This is a genomic window from Eubacterium pyruvativorans (assembly GCF_900102225.1).
Classification (GTDB): Bacteria; Bacillota; Clostridia; order Peptostreptococcales; family Anaerovoracaceae; genus Aminicella; species Aminicella pyruvativorans.
Genome location: NZ_FNBF01000018.1, coordinates 1 through 16,465, shown reverse-complemented (window position 1 = coordinate 16,465; position 16,465 = coordinate 1). Strand labels below are relative to the sequence as shown.

The 16,465-nt window shown below is 57.7% G+C and carries 13 protein-coding genes; 11 read left to right on the top strand and 2 right to left on the bottom strand.

All coding sequences use genetic code 11. From position 1 onward, the window contains the following. Nucleotides 1–81: 81 nt before the first annotated feature. The 3 genes from dnaX to recR all read left to right on the top strand — a co-directional run bounded on the left by dnaX (nt 82) and on the right by recR (nt 2,832). Nucleotides 82–1,767: a DNA polymerase III subunit gamma/tau gene (gene dnaX, locus BLQ24_RS06900; RefSeq protein WP_176755882.1), complete on the top strand. Its 1,686-nt coding sequence runs from the start codon at nt 82–84 to the stop codon at nt 1,765–1,767. Nucleotides 1,768–1,848: 81 nt separating this feature from the next. Further along, entirely contained in the window at nt 1,849–2,214 is a 366-nt protein-coding gene (locus tag BLQ24_RS06895; protein WP_090164035.1) for a YbaB/EbfC family nucleoid-associated protein, read from the top strand. Between the two features lie 18 nt (nt 2,215–2,232). Then, on the top strand, nt 2,233–2,832 hold the full coding sequence (gene recR, locus BLQ24_RS06890) for a recombination mediator RecR (RefSeq protein WP_090164033.1): 600 nt from the start codon (nt 2,233–2,235) through the stop codon (nt 2,830–2,832). 123 nt (nt 2,833–2,955) lie between these two features. Here the strand turns inward: recR and BLQ24_RS06885 are convergent, their stop codons facing one another. Further along, entirely contained in the window at nt 2,956–4,380 is a 1,425-nt protein-coding gene (locus BLQ24_RS06885) for a sodium-dependent transporter (RefSeq protein ID WP_090164031.1), read from the bottom strand. Nucleotides 4,381–4,633: 253 nt separating this feature from the next. Here BLQ24_RS06885 and BLQ24_RS06880 point away from each other — a divergent pair, with 253 nt between their 5' ends. From BLQ24_RS06880 to BLQ24_RS06865, 4 genes are all read left to right on the top strand, one after another. Next, complete coding sequence (locus BLQ24_RS06880) at nt 4,634–5,512, top strand: YitT family protein (protein ID WP_242869610.1); 879 nt, start codon at nt 4,634–4,636, stop codon at nt 5,510–5,512. A 116-nt stretch (nt 5,513–5,628) separates the two neighbouring features. Next, nucleotides 5,629–7,593, top strand: coding sequence for an excinuclease ABC subunit UvrB (uvrB, locus tag BLQ24_RS06875; RefSeq protein ID WP_090164029.1), 1,965 nt, complete (start codon nt 5,629–5,631; stop codon nt 7,591–7,593). 118 nt (nt 7,594–7,711) lie between these two features. Next, entirely contained in the window at nt 7,712–10,552 is a 2,841-nt protein-coding gene (uvrA, locus tag BLQ24_RS06870; RefSeq protein WP_090164028.1) for an excinuclease ABC subunit UvrA, read from the top strand. A 50-nt stretch (nt 10,553–10,602) separates the two neighbouring features. Beyond that, a complete protein-coding gene (locus tag BLQ24_RS06865; protein ID WP_419185495.1) occupies nt 10,603–12,075 on the top strand; it encodes a nicotinate phosphoribosyltransferase in 1,473 nt (490 codons plus the stop codon). 980 nt (nt 12,076–13,055) lie between these two features. Here the strand turns inward: BLQ24_RS06865 and BLQ24_RS06860 are convergent. Next, on the bottom strand, nt 13,056–13,277 hold the full coding sequence (locus BLQ24_RS06860) for a hypothetical protein (protein WP_090164024.1): 222 nt from the start codon (nt 13,275–13,277) through the stop codon (nt 13,056–13,058). Between the two features lie 108 nt (nt 13,278–13,385). Between BLQ24_RS06860 and BLQ24_RS06855 the strand changes: the two genes are divergently transcribed. The 4 genes from BLQ24_RS06855 to smpB all read left to right on the top strand — a co-directional run bounded on the left by BLQ24_RS06855 (nt 13,386) and on the right by smpB (nt 16,110). Beyond that, nucleotides 13,386–14,351, top strand: a complete 966-nt coding sequence (locus BLQ24_RS06855; protein ID WP_173558916.1) for an RluA family pseudouridine synthase — start codon at nt 13,386–13,388, stop codon at nt 14,349–14,351. Between the two features lie 16 nt (nt 14,352–14,367). Beyond that, nucleotides 14,368–14,940 (top strand): signal peptidase I, encoded by a 573-nt coding sequence (lepB, locus tag BLQ24_RS06850; RefSeq protein ID WP_090164020.1) that lies wholly within the window; start codon nt 14,368–14,370, stop codon nt 14,938–14,940. A 52-nt stretch (nt 14,941–14,992) separates the two neighbouring features. Beyond that, complete coding sequence (gene lepB / locus BLQ24_RS06845) at nt 14,993–15,520, top strand: signal peptidase I (RefSeq protein ID WP_090164018.1); 528 nt, start codon at nt 14,993–14,995, stop codon at nt 15,518–15,520. Between the two features lie 122 nt (nt 15,521–15,642). After that, the gene (gene smpB / locus BLQ24_RS06840; RefSeq protein WP_090164016.1) at nt 15,643–16,110 is read left to right on the top strand and encodes an SsrA-binding protein SmpB; all 468 of its coding nucleotides are present in this window, start codon (nt 15,643–15,645) and stop codon (nt 16,108–16,110) included. Nucleotides 16,111–16,465: the final 355 nt, after the last annotated feature.

Here is a 16,465-nt window from a genome sequence, read left to right as displayed (position 1 = left end):
TGAACACGTTCCGGAAGGCTGTGGGACACACGGTCTTTCGTTCTATTCAAACGGCCGGAGGAACGGGAAGGAAATATGCGTATGGCGGGATATAAGGCGTTATACAGAGAAACGAGACCGGAAGTTTTCTCGGAACTGCTGGGGCAGGACCACATCGTGCGCATTCTGCAGCATCAGATTGCCACGAACACAGTCAGTCACGCATACCTGTTCTGCGGAACCCGGGGAACAGGGAAAACCACCACCGCCAGAATTCTGGCGAAGGCGCTGAACTGTACGGCGGAGGACGGGCCGGTGCCCTGCGGGGTCTGCCCGAACTGCCGTGCGATTGCGGAAGGCAGTTTCATGGATGTCATCGAAATCGATGCTGCATCCAATAACAAGGTGGACAACATCCGGGAGCTTCGGGAAAGTGTGAAATATCCGCCGTCGGTAGGCCGGAAGAAGGTCTACATCATCGACGAGGTTCACATGCTGACCACAGGGGCGTTCAATGCCCTGCTGAAGACGCTGGAGGAGCCGCCGGAAGATGTGGTGTTCATTCTGGCCACCACGAACCCGGAGAAGGTGCCTCAGACGGTCCTTTCCCGGTGCATGCGGCTGGATTTCCGGCGGGTGTCCACAGAAGTTCTGGCCGCCCACATGGGGGAGATCTGTGAGAAGCGGGGCGTCGAAATCACACCGGATGCGCTCCGGCTTCTGGCCACGAATGCGGAGGGGTCGGTCCGGGATTCTCTGAGTATCCTGGAACAGTGCCTGGCTTCCGGGGAAGCGCATCTGAACCGGGAGATCATACTGGATTACCTGGGAACCGCTGGAGACGAGTTCTTCGGAGAACTGACGGAGGACGTGATGCGGGGAGATATCTCCGCAGCATTCCTTCTGCTGGACCGGGCCCTTCGGGACGGCGGCGATGTGAAACAGCTCATGAAAGACTGGATGGGCTACTTCCGCAGCCTGATGATTGCGAAATACGTCGGGAATCCGGAAGAGATGCTGAACATGGCGGAGGACAGCATTCAACGGCTGAAGGAACAGAGCAGAAACCTGAGTGCTGAGACTCTGAACCGGGGCATTGTCACATTGGCGAAGGCAAATAATGACGCTCGCTATTCCACCCAGGCGAGGACACTGATGGAGGTGGCCATCGTCACCATCGCTTCCGGTATGGCCTACGGGGCGGAACCGGCTCCGGTCCCTCCTGCAGGGGTGGGTGCTGCCGCACCGGCTGCCGCCCGGAAACCGGCGGCGGGAACATCGGCTTCCGTTCAGAAATCCGTAGCGAGAACATCGGCTTCCGCCCGGAAATCTGCGGCGGGAGAAAGGATGAATCGTGTATCGCAGTTTGGCGATGAAGAAGGCGCTGCAACGGGTCAGGCGGAGGAATCTGCCGGCGCTCCGGAGAGCAGCGCCCGGGAAGGCGGATACTCCATGCAGGATCTGGAGGATATCTGGAATAACGTGGCGGATCGGATCAGCGGCGATCGGCCGGCCCTCAGCGCCGCCACGAACGGCGTCGTTCTGACCGGCATTTCCGATGATCAGTTCCGCCTGCAGGTGACTAACGGCATGGCGGGACATCTGCTGAAGCAGAACCGGGAGTACATCATGGATCTGATGGAGAAGGAGACCGGCCGGAGAAGGAGCATGGTGCTCCGGGATCCGGCGGATTCTGCGGAGCCGGAAGGCGGAAACCGGGACGAAAAGCTCCGGGATCTGGCGAAGGGTGCGTCCGAGATCCTGGGTGTGGATGTGGATGTGCGCTGACGACCGGGATATCGTGTTTTTTTGTCAATCGAAATAGAGAAGAATCAGCCGGCGGACGGGCCGGAACAGGAGGAATGAATCATGGGAAGAGGAATGAGAGCAGGACGTAAGCCGCGTACAGGCGGTGCAGGCGGCGGCCGGAAGGCCCAGATGCAGCAGATGCAGCAGCTTCAGGCGGTGCAGGCTCAGATGGAGCAGATGCAGGCGGAGCTGGAAGAGAAGGAAATCGAGGCGTCTGCGGGGGGCGGTGTGGTTACGGCCAAGGTCAACGGGAAGAAAGAACTGGTCAGCCTGACCATCGATCGGGATGTGGTGGATCCGGAGGATGTGGAGACACTGCAGGATCTGGTGATTGCGGCGGTCAACGAGGGGATGCGCCAGATTGATGAGCTGTCCAACAGCGAGTACAGCAAAATCACCGGCGGACTGGGCATCCCGGGACTTTAGGCAGCGGAGCGTGATAGAATGCAGTATCCGAGACCTCTCGGCAGACTGATCGGCGAATTGTCGAAACTGCCGGGAATTGGAACGAAAACAGCCCAGCGGCTGGCTTTTCATATTCTTTCTCTGACCGACCGGGAAGCGGAGAATCTGGCTGACGCCATTCAGGAGGCGAAGCATACCATGCGGTACTGCTCCGTCTGCGGCAATCTGACGGATCAGGATCCCTGTGCCGTCTGCTCCGATCAGACCAGGGACCGGACGACAATCTGTGTGGTGGAGACGCCCCAGGATGTTATGGCCATGGAGCGGGTGCGGGAATATAAGGGGCTGTATCACGTCCTCAACGGTGTCATCTCGCCCATGGAGGGAATCGGTCCGGAGGACATCAATCTCCGGCAGCTGATTCTCCGGCTGCAGCAGCACCCGGAAGTGACGGAAGTGATTCTGGCCACGAATCCGAACATCGAGGGAGAAGCGACGGCCATGTATATCGCCCGGCTGCTCAAGCCGTCCGGTATCAAAGTCACCCGGATTGCCCACGGCCTGCCGGTGGGCGGTGATCTGGAGTACGCCGACGAGGTTACGCTTCTGAAGGCCATGGAGGGCCGCACTGCGCTTTAGAATGGGAACGGCTGTCATTGGATACAATCTTCTGCGCCGCATGGCCGACATCGCCAGTGAGATGAAAAACGAAGTACCGCCCGCAGGCGCAAGCGCTGCGGGCGGTACTTTGTTTCAAATGATTTAGCCCATCAGAGCCTGGAACCAGGCGGTCTTCGAGAAGAAGAACGTACTGATCTGGATGAAGACGATGAAGGCCATCAGAATCGGCGCAATGTAGCGCATGGAGAAATTGACGAAGCCCTTGGTCCGATACGGGGAACCGTGTTCGATTTCATCGTCCAGGTAGTGTCTGCGGGTCCAGCCCAGCAGGATGGTCATTGTCAGTCCGCCCAGCGGCATGAAGATGCCCTCTCCCAGCAGGTCGAAGGCGTCCAGCCAGCTCGGCTGGCCGAACGGTTTCCACATGGCGGTGTTGCCGCCCAGCTGGTCCACCGTCACCAGGATGCCCCCCAGCAGAGCCAACAGTACGGCGATGCCGGTCATCCGTGCCCGGGAGCCGGACTTGCCCTGCTGCAGTCTGTGGTCGATCAGTGCCGAAACGGCTCCTTCCATCATGCCGATAGAGGAGGAAAGAGCTGCCAGGAAGACCAGCAGGTAGAAGATGAATCCGAAGAGCGGACCGAAGGATCCCATGCCGTCGAACACGGTCTGCAGGGATACGAACAGCAGTCCCGGGCCGCCGCTCGGCTCGATGCCCATGGCGAAGACCGCAGGCAGAACGCAGCAGCCTGCCAGCAGGGCTGCAATGGTGTCCAGAACCGGAACCAGAACGGCCTGCTTTTCGATGTTGGCATCCTTGTCCAGGTAGGATCCGAAGGAGATCAGGCATCCGGATGCCAGGGACAGGGAGAAGAACAGCTGGCTGCCCGCTGCCGCGAAGACCTTGAACCAGCCCGTCCCCTTGAATACTTCGAAATTCGGCTTGAACATGAATTCCAGGCCGCCTTTCGCACCCGGCAGGGTGCAGCAGCGGATGGCCATGATGATCAGCAGCAGGTAGAGTGCCGGCATCGCCACTTTCGAGAATTTTTCGATACCGCTTTCCACGCCCTTCGCAATGACCAGGCCGGTCAGTCCCAGGAAGAGCAGCATCCACGGAAGGCTGGAAGTCGGGGTGGAAATCAGGGCGCCGAAGAAATCGTCACTCTTCGTATCTCCCACGCCGAAACCGGCATGGATCATATCACCGAAATTCGCCACCATGTACTTCATGACGAAGCCGCCCAGCACTACATAGAAACAGATCAGGCAGAACGGCGAGAGCGTATCGAAGATACCGCCGATGGTCAGACGGCGATCCGCCTTGTGAAAGGCCTGGACCGCAGAGGTGCGGGTCTTTCGGCCCAGTGCAATTTCTCCGATCATCATCGGATAGCCCAGGAAGACCGCCAGAATAATGTAGATGATAATGAAGGCGAACCCGCCGTTGGCCCCGGCTTTGTAAGGAAATCCCCAGATGTTCCCCAGGCCCACGGCAGAGCCCACCGCAGCCATCAGAAAACCGAAACTGCTGGCGAACCCGCCCCGTTTCTCCGAATTGTTCATGTTTGCAACTCCTCTTCTCGCAAGAAAACAACGATCACTCATCGCTCTGCCACTGGAAAGTGGCAAAATTTTATGATAAATAAATTGTACGTATATTGTGGGGAGTTGTCAATTAAAACGGAAGAGAATTGTGCGGACCGTACATTCTTACCGGCTGGGGAGAAAGATGATTCACAGGGCCGTCTTTTGTGGTATATTATTGTAGATTATGCGAAAACGAATCGGCGCGAAGACCGGAAGGAGCGGTATACCCATGCTGAAACGAAAAAAACCGGAAACCCAGCTGCAGGCAGACGTCCGGCACATCCTGATGTGCACGCTGGGAGCCTTCATCATCGCCTTCAATCTGAACACATTCGTCAATACCGGCGGATTGTTCCCCGGCGGTTTTGCAGGCGTGGCACTGCTGATCATCCGGGGCCTGGCGAAATATGCGGGGATACACCTCTCCTATTCCATCATCTATATCCCGATCAATCTGATTCCGGTCTGGATCGGATGGAAATACATCGGAAAGCGGTTCACTCTGTTCTCACTCTACGTCATCGTTCTGAGCAGTCTGCTCACGGACTTCATGCCGAAGATCACGGTGACCTACGATGTGTTCCTGATCGCCCTTTTCGGCGGCATCGTCAACGGAACGGTCATTTCCATCTGCCTGTATGCCAACGCATGCACCGGCGGAACGGATTTTATCTCTATGTATTTCTCCGCCCAGAAGGGGGTGGACGCGTGGAACTACATCTTTGCCGGCAACGTGGTAGTTCTGACGCTGGCCGGTCTGATGTTCGGCTGGGACAAGCCGCTGTATTCGATTGTCTATCAGTTCTGTACCACCCAGGTCATTCACACCTTCTTCCGGCGGTACAACAGCCAGACACTGATGATCATTTCCGAGAAGAGCGAAGAAATCTACGAGGTGATCCGGCTGCTGACCCATCATGACGGCACCCTGTTCAAGGGGATCGGCATGTATCAGAAGAAGGAACGGCGCATGATCCTGTCCGTTGTGTCCAGTGACGAGGTGAGCCGGCTTTTGGCGCGGATCCAGGAGATCGACCCCAATGCCTTCATTAATATTTGGAAAACCGAGCAGCTGGTGGGGAATTTCCACCGGCGTGACATTGACTGATGAAATACTTTCCGGGCCTGCCGGGCGTGCCGAGCGCCGGGGTCCGTTTCTTTTTGTCCGTCCGGAAGGACAAAAAAATAACCGGTGCGCATCCGCGTTCCAGGAGGGAGTGCAACATGGAATTCAAACTGCATTCGAAGTTCAAGCCCACAGGTGATCAGCCCCAGGCCATCGAGAAGCTGGTAGCGAGTTTTCAGGCGGGGCACAAGTATCAGACGCTGCTGGGGGTCACCGGATCCGGCAAGACGTTCACCATGGCGAATGTCATCCAGCGGCTGCAGCGGCCGACTCTGATTATTTCTCATAATAAGACGCTGGCGGCGCAGCTCTACGGGGAGATGAAGGAATTTTTTCCGGAGAACGCCGTGGAGTATTTCGTGTCCTATTACGACTATTATCAGCCGGAGGCGTATGTTCCGTCTACGGATACCTACATTGAGAAGGATTCCCAGATCAACGACGAGATCGAGAAACTGCGGCACAGCGCCACGGCGGCTCTGTTCGAACGCCGGGACGTCATCATTGTGGCCAGTGTTTCCTGTATCTACGGACTGGGCAGCCCGGTGGACTATGAGCACGAGATGGTTTCGCTCCGGCCGGGCATGGAGATTCCCCGCCAGGAGCTGCTGCGCCGACTGGTGGACATTCAGTACACCCGGAATGATCTGGCCTTCGAGCGGGGCACCTTCCGGGTTCGGGGTGACACCATCGACATCTACCCGGCGGGGTCCGATACGGCGGTGCGGGTGGAACTGTTTGGAGACGAGATCGACACCATCAAGGAAATGAACCCGCTGACCGGGGAGATTCTGGGGCTGCGGAACCACATCGCCGTCTGGCCGGCCTCCCATTACGTCACCTCGAAGGAGAACCTGGAACGGGCACTGGGAACCATTGAAGAGGAACTGGAAGAGCGAATCGAGTGGTTCAAGTCCCGGGGGAAACTGCTGGAGGCCCAGCGCATCGAACAGCGCACCCGTTATGATATGGAAATGCTCCGGGAAGTGGGTATCTGCAAGGGCATCGAGAACTATACGCGTCACCTTGCGGGCTTTCAGCCGGGGGAGAAGCCGTACACTCTGATCGACTATTTCCCGGATGATTTCATCATCATGACCGACGAATCCCATGTCATGCTGCCCCAGCTTCACGCCATGTACCACGGCAACCTGTCCCGGAAGCAGTCCCTGGTGGACTACGGCTTCCGGCTGCCTTCCGCCCTGGACAACCGGCCGCTGAAATTCGAGGAATTCGAAAAGATGATTCACCAGATTCTGTTCATCAGCGCCACCCCGGCGAAGTACGAACAGGAGAAGTCCGGCGGCGTCACTGCCGAACAGATTATCCGGCCTACCGGGCTTCTGGATCCGCCGATCAGTGTCCGGCCGACAGAGGGGCAGATCGATGACCTGATCAGCGAAATCAACCGGAACATCGAGACCGGCGGCCGGTCCTTTGTCACCACCCTGACGAAGAAGATGGCGGAGCAGCTCACCGATTATCTGAAGGCGGCGGGGATCCGTACGAAGTATCTGCATTCGGATATCGATACCTTAGAGCGGATGCAGATTATCCGGGACCTCCGATTGGGTGAATTCGACGTACTGGTGGGAATCAACCTTCTGCGGGAGGGTCTGGATATTCCGGAGGTCACTCTGGTGGCGATTCTGGATGCAGACAAGGAAGGATTCCTCCGGACGGAGACCTCCCTGATTCAGACCATCGGCCGGGCGGCCCGGAATGTGAACGGCCGGGTCATCATGTACGGGGACAAGGTCAGCCCGGCCATGCAGGCCGCCATCGACGAAACCCAGCGGCGCCGGGGGATTCAGGAAAAATACAATGAAGCGCACGGCATCACCCCGAAGACCATTCAGAAGGATGTGCGGGATCTGATCGAGGCCACCAGACCGGCGGAGAAGGAGACAGAAATCCGGAAGCCGGAGGAAATGACCCACAAGGAACGGAAAGAATACGTGAAGAAACTGGAGAAGGAGATGCGCCAGGCGGCGGAGGATCTGCAGTTCGAACGGGCGGCGGAGCTCCGGGATCTGGTTTTCGAGTACCGGTCCCGGATGTAGGCCGGGTTCCGACCGCCGGCGGATGGGCTTTGTCCCCCGGACTTCACTCCGGGCTGCGCCCGGACGGATCCCCGCCTGACCCGGACAGAGGTACGAAATATACAGGAGTAATGAAAATATGCCGAATGAAATCATTATCAAAAATGCGAATGTCAACAATCTGAAGCATTTCAGCGTCCGGATTCCCCGGGATAAGCTGGTGGTGCTCACCGGACTCTCCGGTTCCGGAAAGTCCTCCCTGGCATTCGAAACCATCTACGCAGAGGGACAGCGCCGGTACATCGAGAGCCTTTCCTCCTATGCCCGGCAGTTCCTGGGACAGATGGACAAGCCGGATGTGGAGTCCATTGAGGGACTTTCCCCGGCCATTTCCATCGATCAGAAAACCACCAGCAAGAACCCCCGCTCCACTGTGGGAACCGTCACCGAAATTCACGACTATCTGCGGCTTCTCTATGCGCGGATCGGCAGGCCTCACTGCCCGGTATGCGGCCGGCCCATCACCAGCCAGAGTGTGGATCAGATCGTGGATACCATCATGGGATTTCCGGAGCGGACAAAACTCATGATTCTGGCGCCGGTGGTCCGGGGCCGGAAGGGGGAACACGTGAAACTCCTGGACCGGATCCGCCGGGACGGATACACCCGGGTGCGGGTGGACGGCGAGATTCTGCTTCTGGATGAGGACGAGATCCGGCCGGAGAAGAACCGGAAACATACAATCGAAATCGTGGTGGACCGGATTATTGTGAAGCCGGGTCAGGAGGGACGGATCGCCGAGGCAGTGGAACTGGCCATGAAGGAAGGAAACGGCCTCACCGTGGTCGCCTTCCGGGGGGAGGACGGCGTCCAGAGGGAGCAGACTTTCTCCAGTAAGCTGGCCTGCCCGGAGCACGGAGTCAGCATCGAGGAGCTGGAGCCGAGAATGTTTTCCTTCAACAGTCCTTTCGGTGCCTGTCCCACCTGCAGCGGTCTGGGCTTCACGGAGAAGATCGACCCGGAGAAGTTCATCTATACGGACAAAAGCATCGCAGAGGGCGCTCTGTCCCGGGTATTCGGCTCCATGGAATACTCCTCCTTCTACCGGAAGATGGTGGAAGTGCTGGCGGAGGAAAAGCATGTGGACCTGAATACCCCGTACCGGGATCTGCCGAAGGATTTCCTGCAGGAGCTGCTTCACGGAACCGGAACCCGGGAACTGAAATATGATTACACCACCGGCAGCGGGAAAGTACAGCATCATTCCCATCCTTTCGAGGGACTGCTGGACAGTGTGGAGCGCCGCTACCGGGAGTACGCCGGAGACGCTTTCCGGGACAGAATGGCCCAGTACATGATCGTGCGCAGGTGTCCGGACTGTCAGGGAAGAAGGCTTAAGCCGGAGGTGCTGGCCGTCACGGTAGGCGGTCTGAATATCGCAGAGCTCTCCGATCTGTCGGTTCGGAAAGCGCTGGATTTCGTCCGGGAACTGCCGGCACAGCTGACGGAAAAGGAACAGGCCATCGGCAGCCAGATCATCCGGGAAATCCGGGCACGGCTTCAGTTCCTGGCGGATGTGGGCCTGGACTACCTGACCCTGTCCCGTTCCTCCGCCACACTGTCCGGCGGGGAGGCCCAGCGGATTCGTCTGGCCACCCAGATCGGCTCCGGCCTGCAGGGTGTTCTGTACATCCTGGATGAGCCCAGCATCGGTCTGCATCAGAAAGATAACGAGAAATTGCTGAAGACCCTTCGGCATCTGACGGATATCGGCAACACCCTGATTGTGGTGGAACACGACGAGGATACCATGCGGGAAGCGGACCATGTGGTGGATATCGGTCCAGGAGCCGGTATTTATGGGGGTCATCTGGTGGCCCAGGGAACGGTGGAAGACATCATGGCCTGCCCGGAATCCATCACCGGCCAGTACCTGAGCGGCAAGAGGAAGATTCCGGTGCCGGCGGTCCGCCGGGAAGGAAACGGCCAGAAGATCCGGATCCGGGGTGCGGCGGAAAACAATCTGAAACACATCGATGTGGACATTCCGCTGGGGAAATTCGTGGCGGTGACCGGTGTGTCCGGTTCCGGGAAGTCCTCCCTGATCAACCAGATTCTTTGCAAAGGCGCCTCCCGAGTTCTGAACGGTTCCCAGGAAGAACCGGGGCAGTACGACGAACTGCTGGGACTGGAGAACCTGGACAAGGTCATCAACATTGACCAGTCCCCGATCGGCCGCACCCCCCGGTCCAACCCGGCCACCTATACCGGGATGTTCACTGCGATCCGGGATCTTTTCGCCGCCATGCCGGAGGCGAAAATGCGGGGGTTCGGAAAGGGACGCTTCAGCTTCAATGTAAAGGGGGGCCGCTGCGAAGCCTGTAAGGGCGACGGCATCATCAAGATTGAAATGCATTTCCTCTCGGATGTCTATGTTCCCTGCGAGGTCTGTCACGGAAAGCGGTACAACCGGGAAACTCTGGAAGTGAAGTACAATGGAAAAAACATCTACGACGTACTGAACATGAGTGTGGCAGAGGCTCTGGACTTCTTCAAGAATATGCCGTCCATCCACCGGAAACTGGACACCCTCCATCAGGTGGGTCTGGATTATATCAAACTGGGACAGCCGTCCACCGAGCTGTCCGGAGGCGAGGCCCAGCGGATCAAGCTGGCCACGGAACTGTCCAAACGGTCCACCGGCAGAACCCTGTATATCCTGGACGAGCCGACCACCGGCCTGCATTTCGCCGACGTGGATAAGCTGCTGCAGGTGCTGCAGAAGCTCACCGACGGCGGAAACACCGTGGTGGTCATCGAACACAATCTGGATGTGATCAAACAGGCGGACTGGGTCATCGACCTGGGACCGGAAGGGGGCGACCGGGGCGGCACCATCGTGGCTCAGGGCACCCCGGAGGATGTGGCGGCATCCCCGGAATCCTACACCGGCGCATTCTTGAAGAAGATGCTCCCGTAGGATATAATGGAAACGATATGATGTTTCGCCCCGGGGGGGACCCCACTGAAATGGAGCAGAGAGGAGCTTCTGACATGTTAGTGAAAGAGAATCTGACCATGCTGACCGATTTCTACGAACTGACCATGGGAAATGGCTATTTCGAATCCGGCATGGCGGACCAGATCGCTTATTTCGATATGTTTTTCCGGAAGATCCCGGATCGGGGGGGCTACGCCATCCTGTCCGGCATCGACCAGGTCGTCGATTACCTGGAACACCTGGAATTTACCAATGAGGATATTGCCTATCTCCGGAGCAAGGGCATCTTCAGCGAGGCCTTCCTGGACTACCTGAAGAATTTCAAATTCGCCTGTGACGTCTGGGCCATCCCGGAAGGCACACCGGTCTTCCCGCATGAACCGCTGGTGACAGTGCGGGGTCCTGTCATCCAGGCCCAGCTTCTGGAGACCATGATCCTGCTCACCGTGAACCATGAGAGTCTGATTGCGACAAAAGCCAGCCGCATTGTCCGGGCGGCCCAGGGCAGACCGGTCATGGAATTCGGCTCCCGCAGAGCCCACGGCGCCTCCGCAGCCATCTACGGTGCCCGGGCGGCCTACATCGGCGGGTGCTGCGGCACCGCCTGCACCATCACCGACAGAGAGTGCGGCATCCCGGCACTGGGCACCATGGCCCACAGCTGGGTTCAGATGTTCCCGACGGAGTATGATGCCTTCCGCAAGTATGCGGAACTCTATCCGAACAACTGCGTCCTGCTGGTGGATACTTATAATGTGCTGAAATCCGGCATCCCGAATGCCATCCGGGTATTCCGGGAGCTGAACCCGAAAATCAAGGGCATCCGCATCGACAGCGGCGACATCGCCTATCTGACGAAACAGGCCCGGAAAATGCTGGACGAGGCAGGTTTCGAAGACTGCACCATCACCGTTTCCAACTCCCTGGACGAATACCTGATCAGGGATGTGATCATGGAAGGTGCGAAGATCGACTCCTTCGGCGTCGGCGAGCGTCTCATCACATCCAAGTCCGAGCCGGTATTCGGCGGCGTCTACAAGCTGGTGGCCATCGAAAAGGACGGCGAGCTCATCCCGAAAATCAAGATCTCCGAAAACATCGAAAAGATCACCAACCCGGGCTATAAGAAAGTTTACCGGCTCTACGACAACGAAAACGGAAAGGCCATCGCCGACCTGCTGACGGTCAGCGACGAACCGGCGCCGTCCGGCGACGGGTACGTCCTCTTCGATCCGCAGACCGTGTGGAAGAAGAAGAAACTGAAGAACTTCACGGCCCGCAACCTGCAGGTCCGCCTCTTCGACCGCGGCAAAAAAGTCTACGATTCCCCGGACATCGAAACCATCAAGCAGTACTGCCGGGAGCAGGTGGAAACCCTGTGGGAAGAGACTCTCCGGTTCGAGAACCCCCAGAGCTACTACGTCGATCTGTCCCAGAAATTGTATGAACTGAAGCAGGAGATGATCCGGGAGCATCGCGACCGGAACGAATCCGAACTCTAACTATCAGAAGAAACTTCTCGAAAGGCGGACCCGGTCCATGAGACTGCGCGGGCCGCCTTTCGCTGCCTTTCGCCGCAGGCTGCCGGCGTGCAGCACCCGCCGCAGCACCTGCCGTCCGTTTGGCCTCGCACCCGCCGTCCGTCGGCGGCAGGTGCGACAGGCCCGGGTACTACTGCATACGGCCGTTGGAAGGTGCGACAGGCCCGCGTGCTGTGGCATGCAGCTGTTGGCAGGTGCGATTCTGCCCAAATCCTCTATTTCGCACCCTTGCGGCCCCGGTTGCGGCCGAAAACGCCGGCGACACGATACAGGAGGGTGCGGAATCCAAAAAACTTCAGTTTTCGCACCGAGTGATCCGCCACTCAGCTTTCTTAATCGTAGTTATTTCTCCGACCGGTCGTTGATCGTATACAATCTGCTGAATTACATTCCGGCTGCACGACGTGATGCTTTGCATTCTGTATACAGGGCGAGTAGCTGGGATATTTTTTGCCGGAATATCAGCAGATGGACATCGGCCGCCGGCATGGGGACCAATCCATCGGGTGCGGAATTGCACATTTCCTTTGATTCCGCATCCGCCGGAGTGGCGATCATAAATTAATCGGGTTTTTCTTTTGATTTCGCACCCTTCTGACGCGGTTTTTGGTGCGATAATCCACTTATTCTCGATTCCGCACCTTCGGCATTTCGCATCTTGATTTAGAAATGTGCGGATATCATTTTTTGTAAATCCGCACCCGCCGCATCCGTCGGCCCCGCACCAACCCGCCGCATCCGCCGGCCCCGCACCCGCCGCATCCGCCAACCCACCGCATCCGTCGGCCCCGCACTGCACCCCCGCTGACGACTGATCCCGCACCGACTTGCCGCGTCTGCCGCCCGCCGGCACAAAAAAAGCAGCCCCGGCCCGGACGGCGGAACCACTGTTCCTTCGTCCGGGCCGGGGCCGTCGAAATGACATTCTATTTCACAGCATGCTATCGCCGGATGATGACAGAGGAGGAACTGCTGTGGCTGCTCTCGTCCTTGTCCATCTGGCTGATGGTCTTCGAATTATCCTTCACCAGGTGCTTCGGATACTGCATGATGATATTCACCCGCCAGAAAATGATCAGGCAGGCCGCCAGCAGGATCAGCACGGCGATGACCACATCATTCCAGTCATACAAAAAATCGCGGAAAGTTCTATGCTTTTTCATTCCAAAATCCTCCTGTTCCCCTCGAAACATCTTTTAATTCTACCATAGAGCGGTGAAAGTGACAATTGGTTTTGCTTTTTCTGTGCGGGCTGTTGTATAATGTTAGTCATGGTTAAACTGGAGATCAGCGAAAACGAAGGAAATCAGCGGCTGGACAAGTTTCTGCGGAAGTATCTGGGAAATGCACCGCTGAGTTTCATATACAAGGCGATCCGGAAGGACGTGAAGGTGAACGGGAAACGGAAAACCCGGGAGTATATGCTGGAGACCGGAGATGAGGTGAGTCTCTATCTGACCGACCAGGATCTGGAGAAATTCCGGAAAGTCCGGGAACACCGGAAGGTGAAGCGCACCTTCGGCATCGCCTACGAGGACGAGAATATTCTCGCAGCGGTGAAGCCGAAGAATCTGCTCACCCACGGGGACCGGAACGAGCGGCGGAACCACCTCACCAATCAGGTCATCGACTATCTGATTGAGAAGGGAGATTATGTGCCCCGGCTGGAGAAAACGTTTGTGCCGGCACCGGTGAACCGGCTGGACCGGAACACCACCGGGCTGGTGCTGTTTGCGAAGAACTACCCCGCCCTTCAGGCGTTCACGAAAATGATCCGGGAACGGGGATGCATCCGGAAGTACTACCTGACCATCGTCAGCGGAGAAATGAAGGAGCCCCTGGCTCTGGAAGACCGGATGGAGAAGGATGAGGCCAGGGACCTGGTCCGCGTTACGGACCGGGCGGACGGGAAACTCATGAAGACCTTTGCGGAGCCGGTGGCGGCCGCCGGTGGATTCACCCTTTGCCGCATCGAAATCGAGACCGGCAGAACCCATCAGATCCGCGTGCAGCTGGCCAACGCCGGGTTTCCGATCATCGGCGACGGGAAATACGGTTCTCCCCGGGTGAACCGGGACATGAAGAACCGGTACCGCCTGACAACCCAGCTGCTCCATGCATATCAGCTGCAGTTTGAAAATTGCCCGGCGCCTTTCGACTACCTGAACGGGAAAACAGTGACCGCAGAGCTGCCGAAGGGATTCCGGGAGATCCGTGACGATATTTTTACGATATAGGAAGGAACGAATCGAAATGAATGAACAACAGACGAAAAACCAGCCGGGAACCGGGAAGATTCTCCTGCGCTGGATCATCGATATTGCCATCGCCGTGGCCGTTGCACTGCTGGTTGTACAGTTCATCCGCCCGACCATTGTGAAGGAAACATCCATGCTTCCGAATTTCCATAATAATGACTACCTGTTTATCTACCGGAAGGCCTACCATTCCCGGCAGCCGGCGAAGGGGGACGTAGTGGTCTTTGATTCTGACCTGAAGCTGGACAACGGGAAGGACAAGCTGCTGATCAAGCGGGTGATCGGTCTGCCGGGAGATCACATCACGATTCAGAACGGCGATGTCTGGATCAACGGAAAGAAAGATGACCAGTCCTACACGAAGGACGGCAGGACCAATGGGAAAATCATCGATTACGTCGTTCCGAAGGGACACGTCTTCTGCATGGGGGACAACCGGCTCATCAGCCTGGACAGCCGGGATCCCAGCGTGGGCGCCGTGCCGGAGAGCCGCATCGTGGGCCGGGTGGTGTTCCGGCTGTACCGGTTCAGCGACTTCGGACCGATCAGGAATCCGTACCGGAAGTAAGGACAAAAAGCGAGCGGGCAGGCGGCCGCTTTTTGTCCGCCGGAGGTGAATCATGAAAGAGTGGATCAGAGACATCGGGGTGGCGGTCTGCGCCGTCCTCCTCACACTGCAGTTCGTACAGACGGCCCGGGTTTCCGGCGTGTCCATGCAGCCGAACTTCCAGCCGAATGACCTCCTGTTCCTCAGCACCCAGTCCTACAACAACCGGGATCCGAAGCGGGGACAGGTGGTAATCTTCCGCTCCGCTCTGAAGGACCAGAACGGAAAGAAGGAGCTGCTGATCAAGCGCATCATCGGCGTTCCCGGGGACACCGTGATCATCCGGAACGGCCGTGTCCGGGTCAACGGCAAGGAACAGAAAAGCGATTACACCAAGGATCTGACCACCAACGGCGACATCACCGTGCTGGTGCCGAAGGACAGCTACTTCGTTATGGGGGATAACCGCCTTCACAGCGTGGACAGCCGTTTCTCAGACGTGGGCTTCGTCCGCCGGGAAAGCATCCGGGGGCGGGTGGTGTTCCGCATTCTGCCTTTGAACCGGATCGGCAGAACCCTGGATACCGGGGAGCGCAGATAGACTGAGCGCATCCGGAAACCGTCCGGGAAGCCGCATCCCCCGGGGCTGTCTGGAAGCCGGCGGCCGCCGGAATCTCTCCCTTTCCCGGGGCCGCAGCAAATCAGAGAAAGGATCAATCAGAAATGGCGAAAAAAGATACCGGATCGAAAGTCGTCGCCAACAACAAGAAAGCGCGGCACGACTACTTCGTGGATGAAGTATACGAATGCGGCCTCGCCCTTACCGGAACAGAGATCAAGTCCGTCCGGGCCGGGAAGGTCAGCATCACCGAAGGTTATGCGAAGGTAGAGCGGGGCGAGGTCATCCTCTACGGCGTGAACATCAGTCCCTACGAACAGGGCAACCGATTCAACGTGGATCCCCTCCGGCCCCGGAAACTCCTGCTGCACAAAAAAGAAATCCGCAAACTCATCGGCGAAACCGCCCAGGCGGGGCACACCCTGGTGCCGCTGAAAATGTACATCAACGACCGGGGTTACGCCAAGCTTCAGCTGGGTTCCTGCCGGGGCAAGAAGAACTACGACAAGCGGGATGACATGGCCCGGCGCTCCGCCAAGCGGAAAATGGAGCAGGCCATGAAGCGCTATTAGCTCCGGCGCAGACAAAAATGAGAGGAGGCCCGTTCGCCCGGGGAGGCAGCATAAATGAGACAACCGTTCGCCCGGGGAGGCAGCATAAATGAGACAGCCGTTCGCCCGGGGAGGCAGCATAAATGAGACAGCCGTTCGCCTGGGGAGGCAGCATAAATGAGGCAACCGTCCGCCCGACGGGGTGCGTTCATTCCATGTATACAATAATTGCCTGTTTGGAAATCACAAAACCGGCGTATAATAGTATTAATAGCAGGTTCCGGTTATTTCGACCGGATACACAATTAATTTGATTCGCCGCCGGCTGGACGATCCTCACAGCCGGCATCATGGGGGTGTAAAGGTTTCGACGGGG

Coding starts and splice junctions, on each gene's coding strand:
- dnaX (WP_176755882.1), top strand. CDS start 82: ATGGCGGGATATAAGGCGTTATACAGAGAAACGAGACCGGAAGTTTTC.
- BLQ24_RS06895 (WP_090164035.1), top strand. CDS start 1,849: ATGGGAAGAGGAATGAGAGCAGGACGTAAGCCGCGTACAGGCGGTGCA.
- recR (WP_090164033.1), top strand. CDS start 2,233: ATGCAGTATCCGAGACCTCTCGGCAGACTGATCGGCGAATTGTCGAAA.
- BLQ24_RS06885 (WP_090164031.1), bottom strand. CDS start 4,380: ATGAACAATTCGGAGAAACGGGGCGGGTTCGCCAGCAGTTTCGGTTTT.
- BLQ24_RS06880 (WP_242869610.1), top strand. CDS start 4,634: ATGCTGAAACGAAAAAAACCGGAAACCCAGCTGCAGGCAGACGTCCGG.
- uvrB (WP_090164029.1), top strand. CDS start 5,629: ATGGAATTCAAACTGCATTCGAAGTTCAAGCCCACAGGTGATCAGCCC.
- uvrA (WP_090164028.1), top strand. CDS start 7,712: ATGCCGAATGAAATCATTATCAAAAATGCGAATGTCAACAATCTGAAG.
- BLQ24_RS06865 (WP_419185495.1), top strand. CDS start 10,603: ATGGAGCAGAGAGGAGCTTCTGACATGTTAGTGAAAGAGAATCTGACC.
- BLQ24_RS06860 (WP_090164024.1), bottom strand. CDS start 13,277: ATGAAAAAGCATAGAACTTTCCGCGATTTTTTGTATGACTGGAATGAT.
- BLQ24_RS06855 (WP_173558916.1), top strand. CDS start 13,386: ATGGTTAAACTGGAGATCAGCGAAAACGAAGGAAATCAGCGGCTGGAC.
- lepB (WP_090164020.1), top strand. CDS start 14,368: ATGAATGAACAACAGACGAAAAACCAGCCGGGAACCGGGAAGATTCTC.
- lepB (WP_090164018.1), top strand. CDS start 14,993: ATGAAAGAGTGGATCAGAGACATCGGGGTGGCGGTCTGCGCCGTCCTC.
- smpB (WP_090164016.1), top strand. CDS start 15,643: ATGGCGAAAAAAGATACCGGATCGAAAGTCGTCGCCAACAACAAGAAA.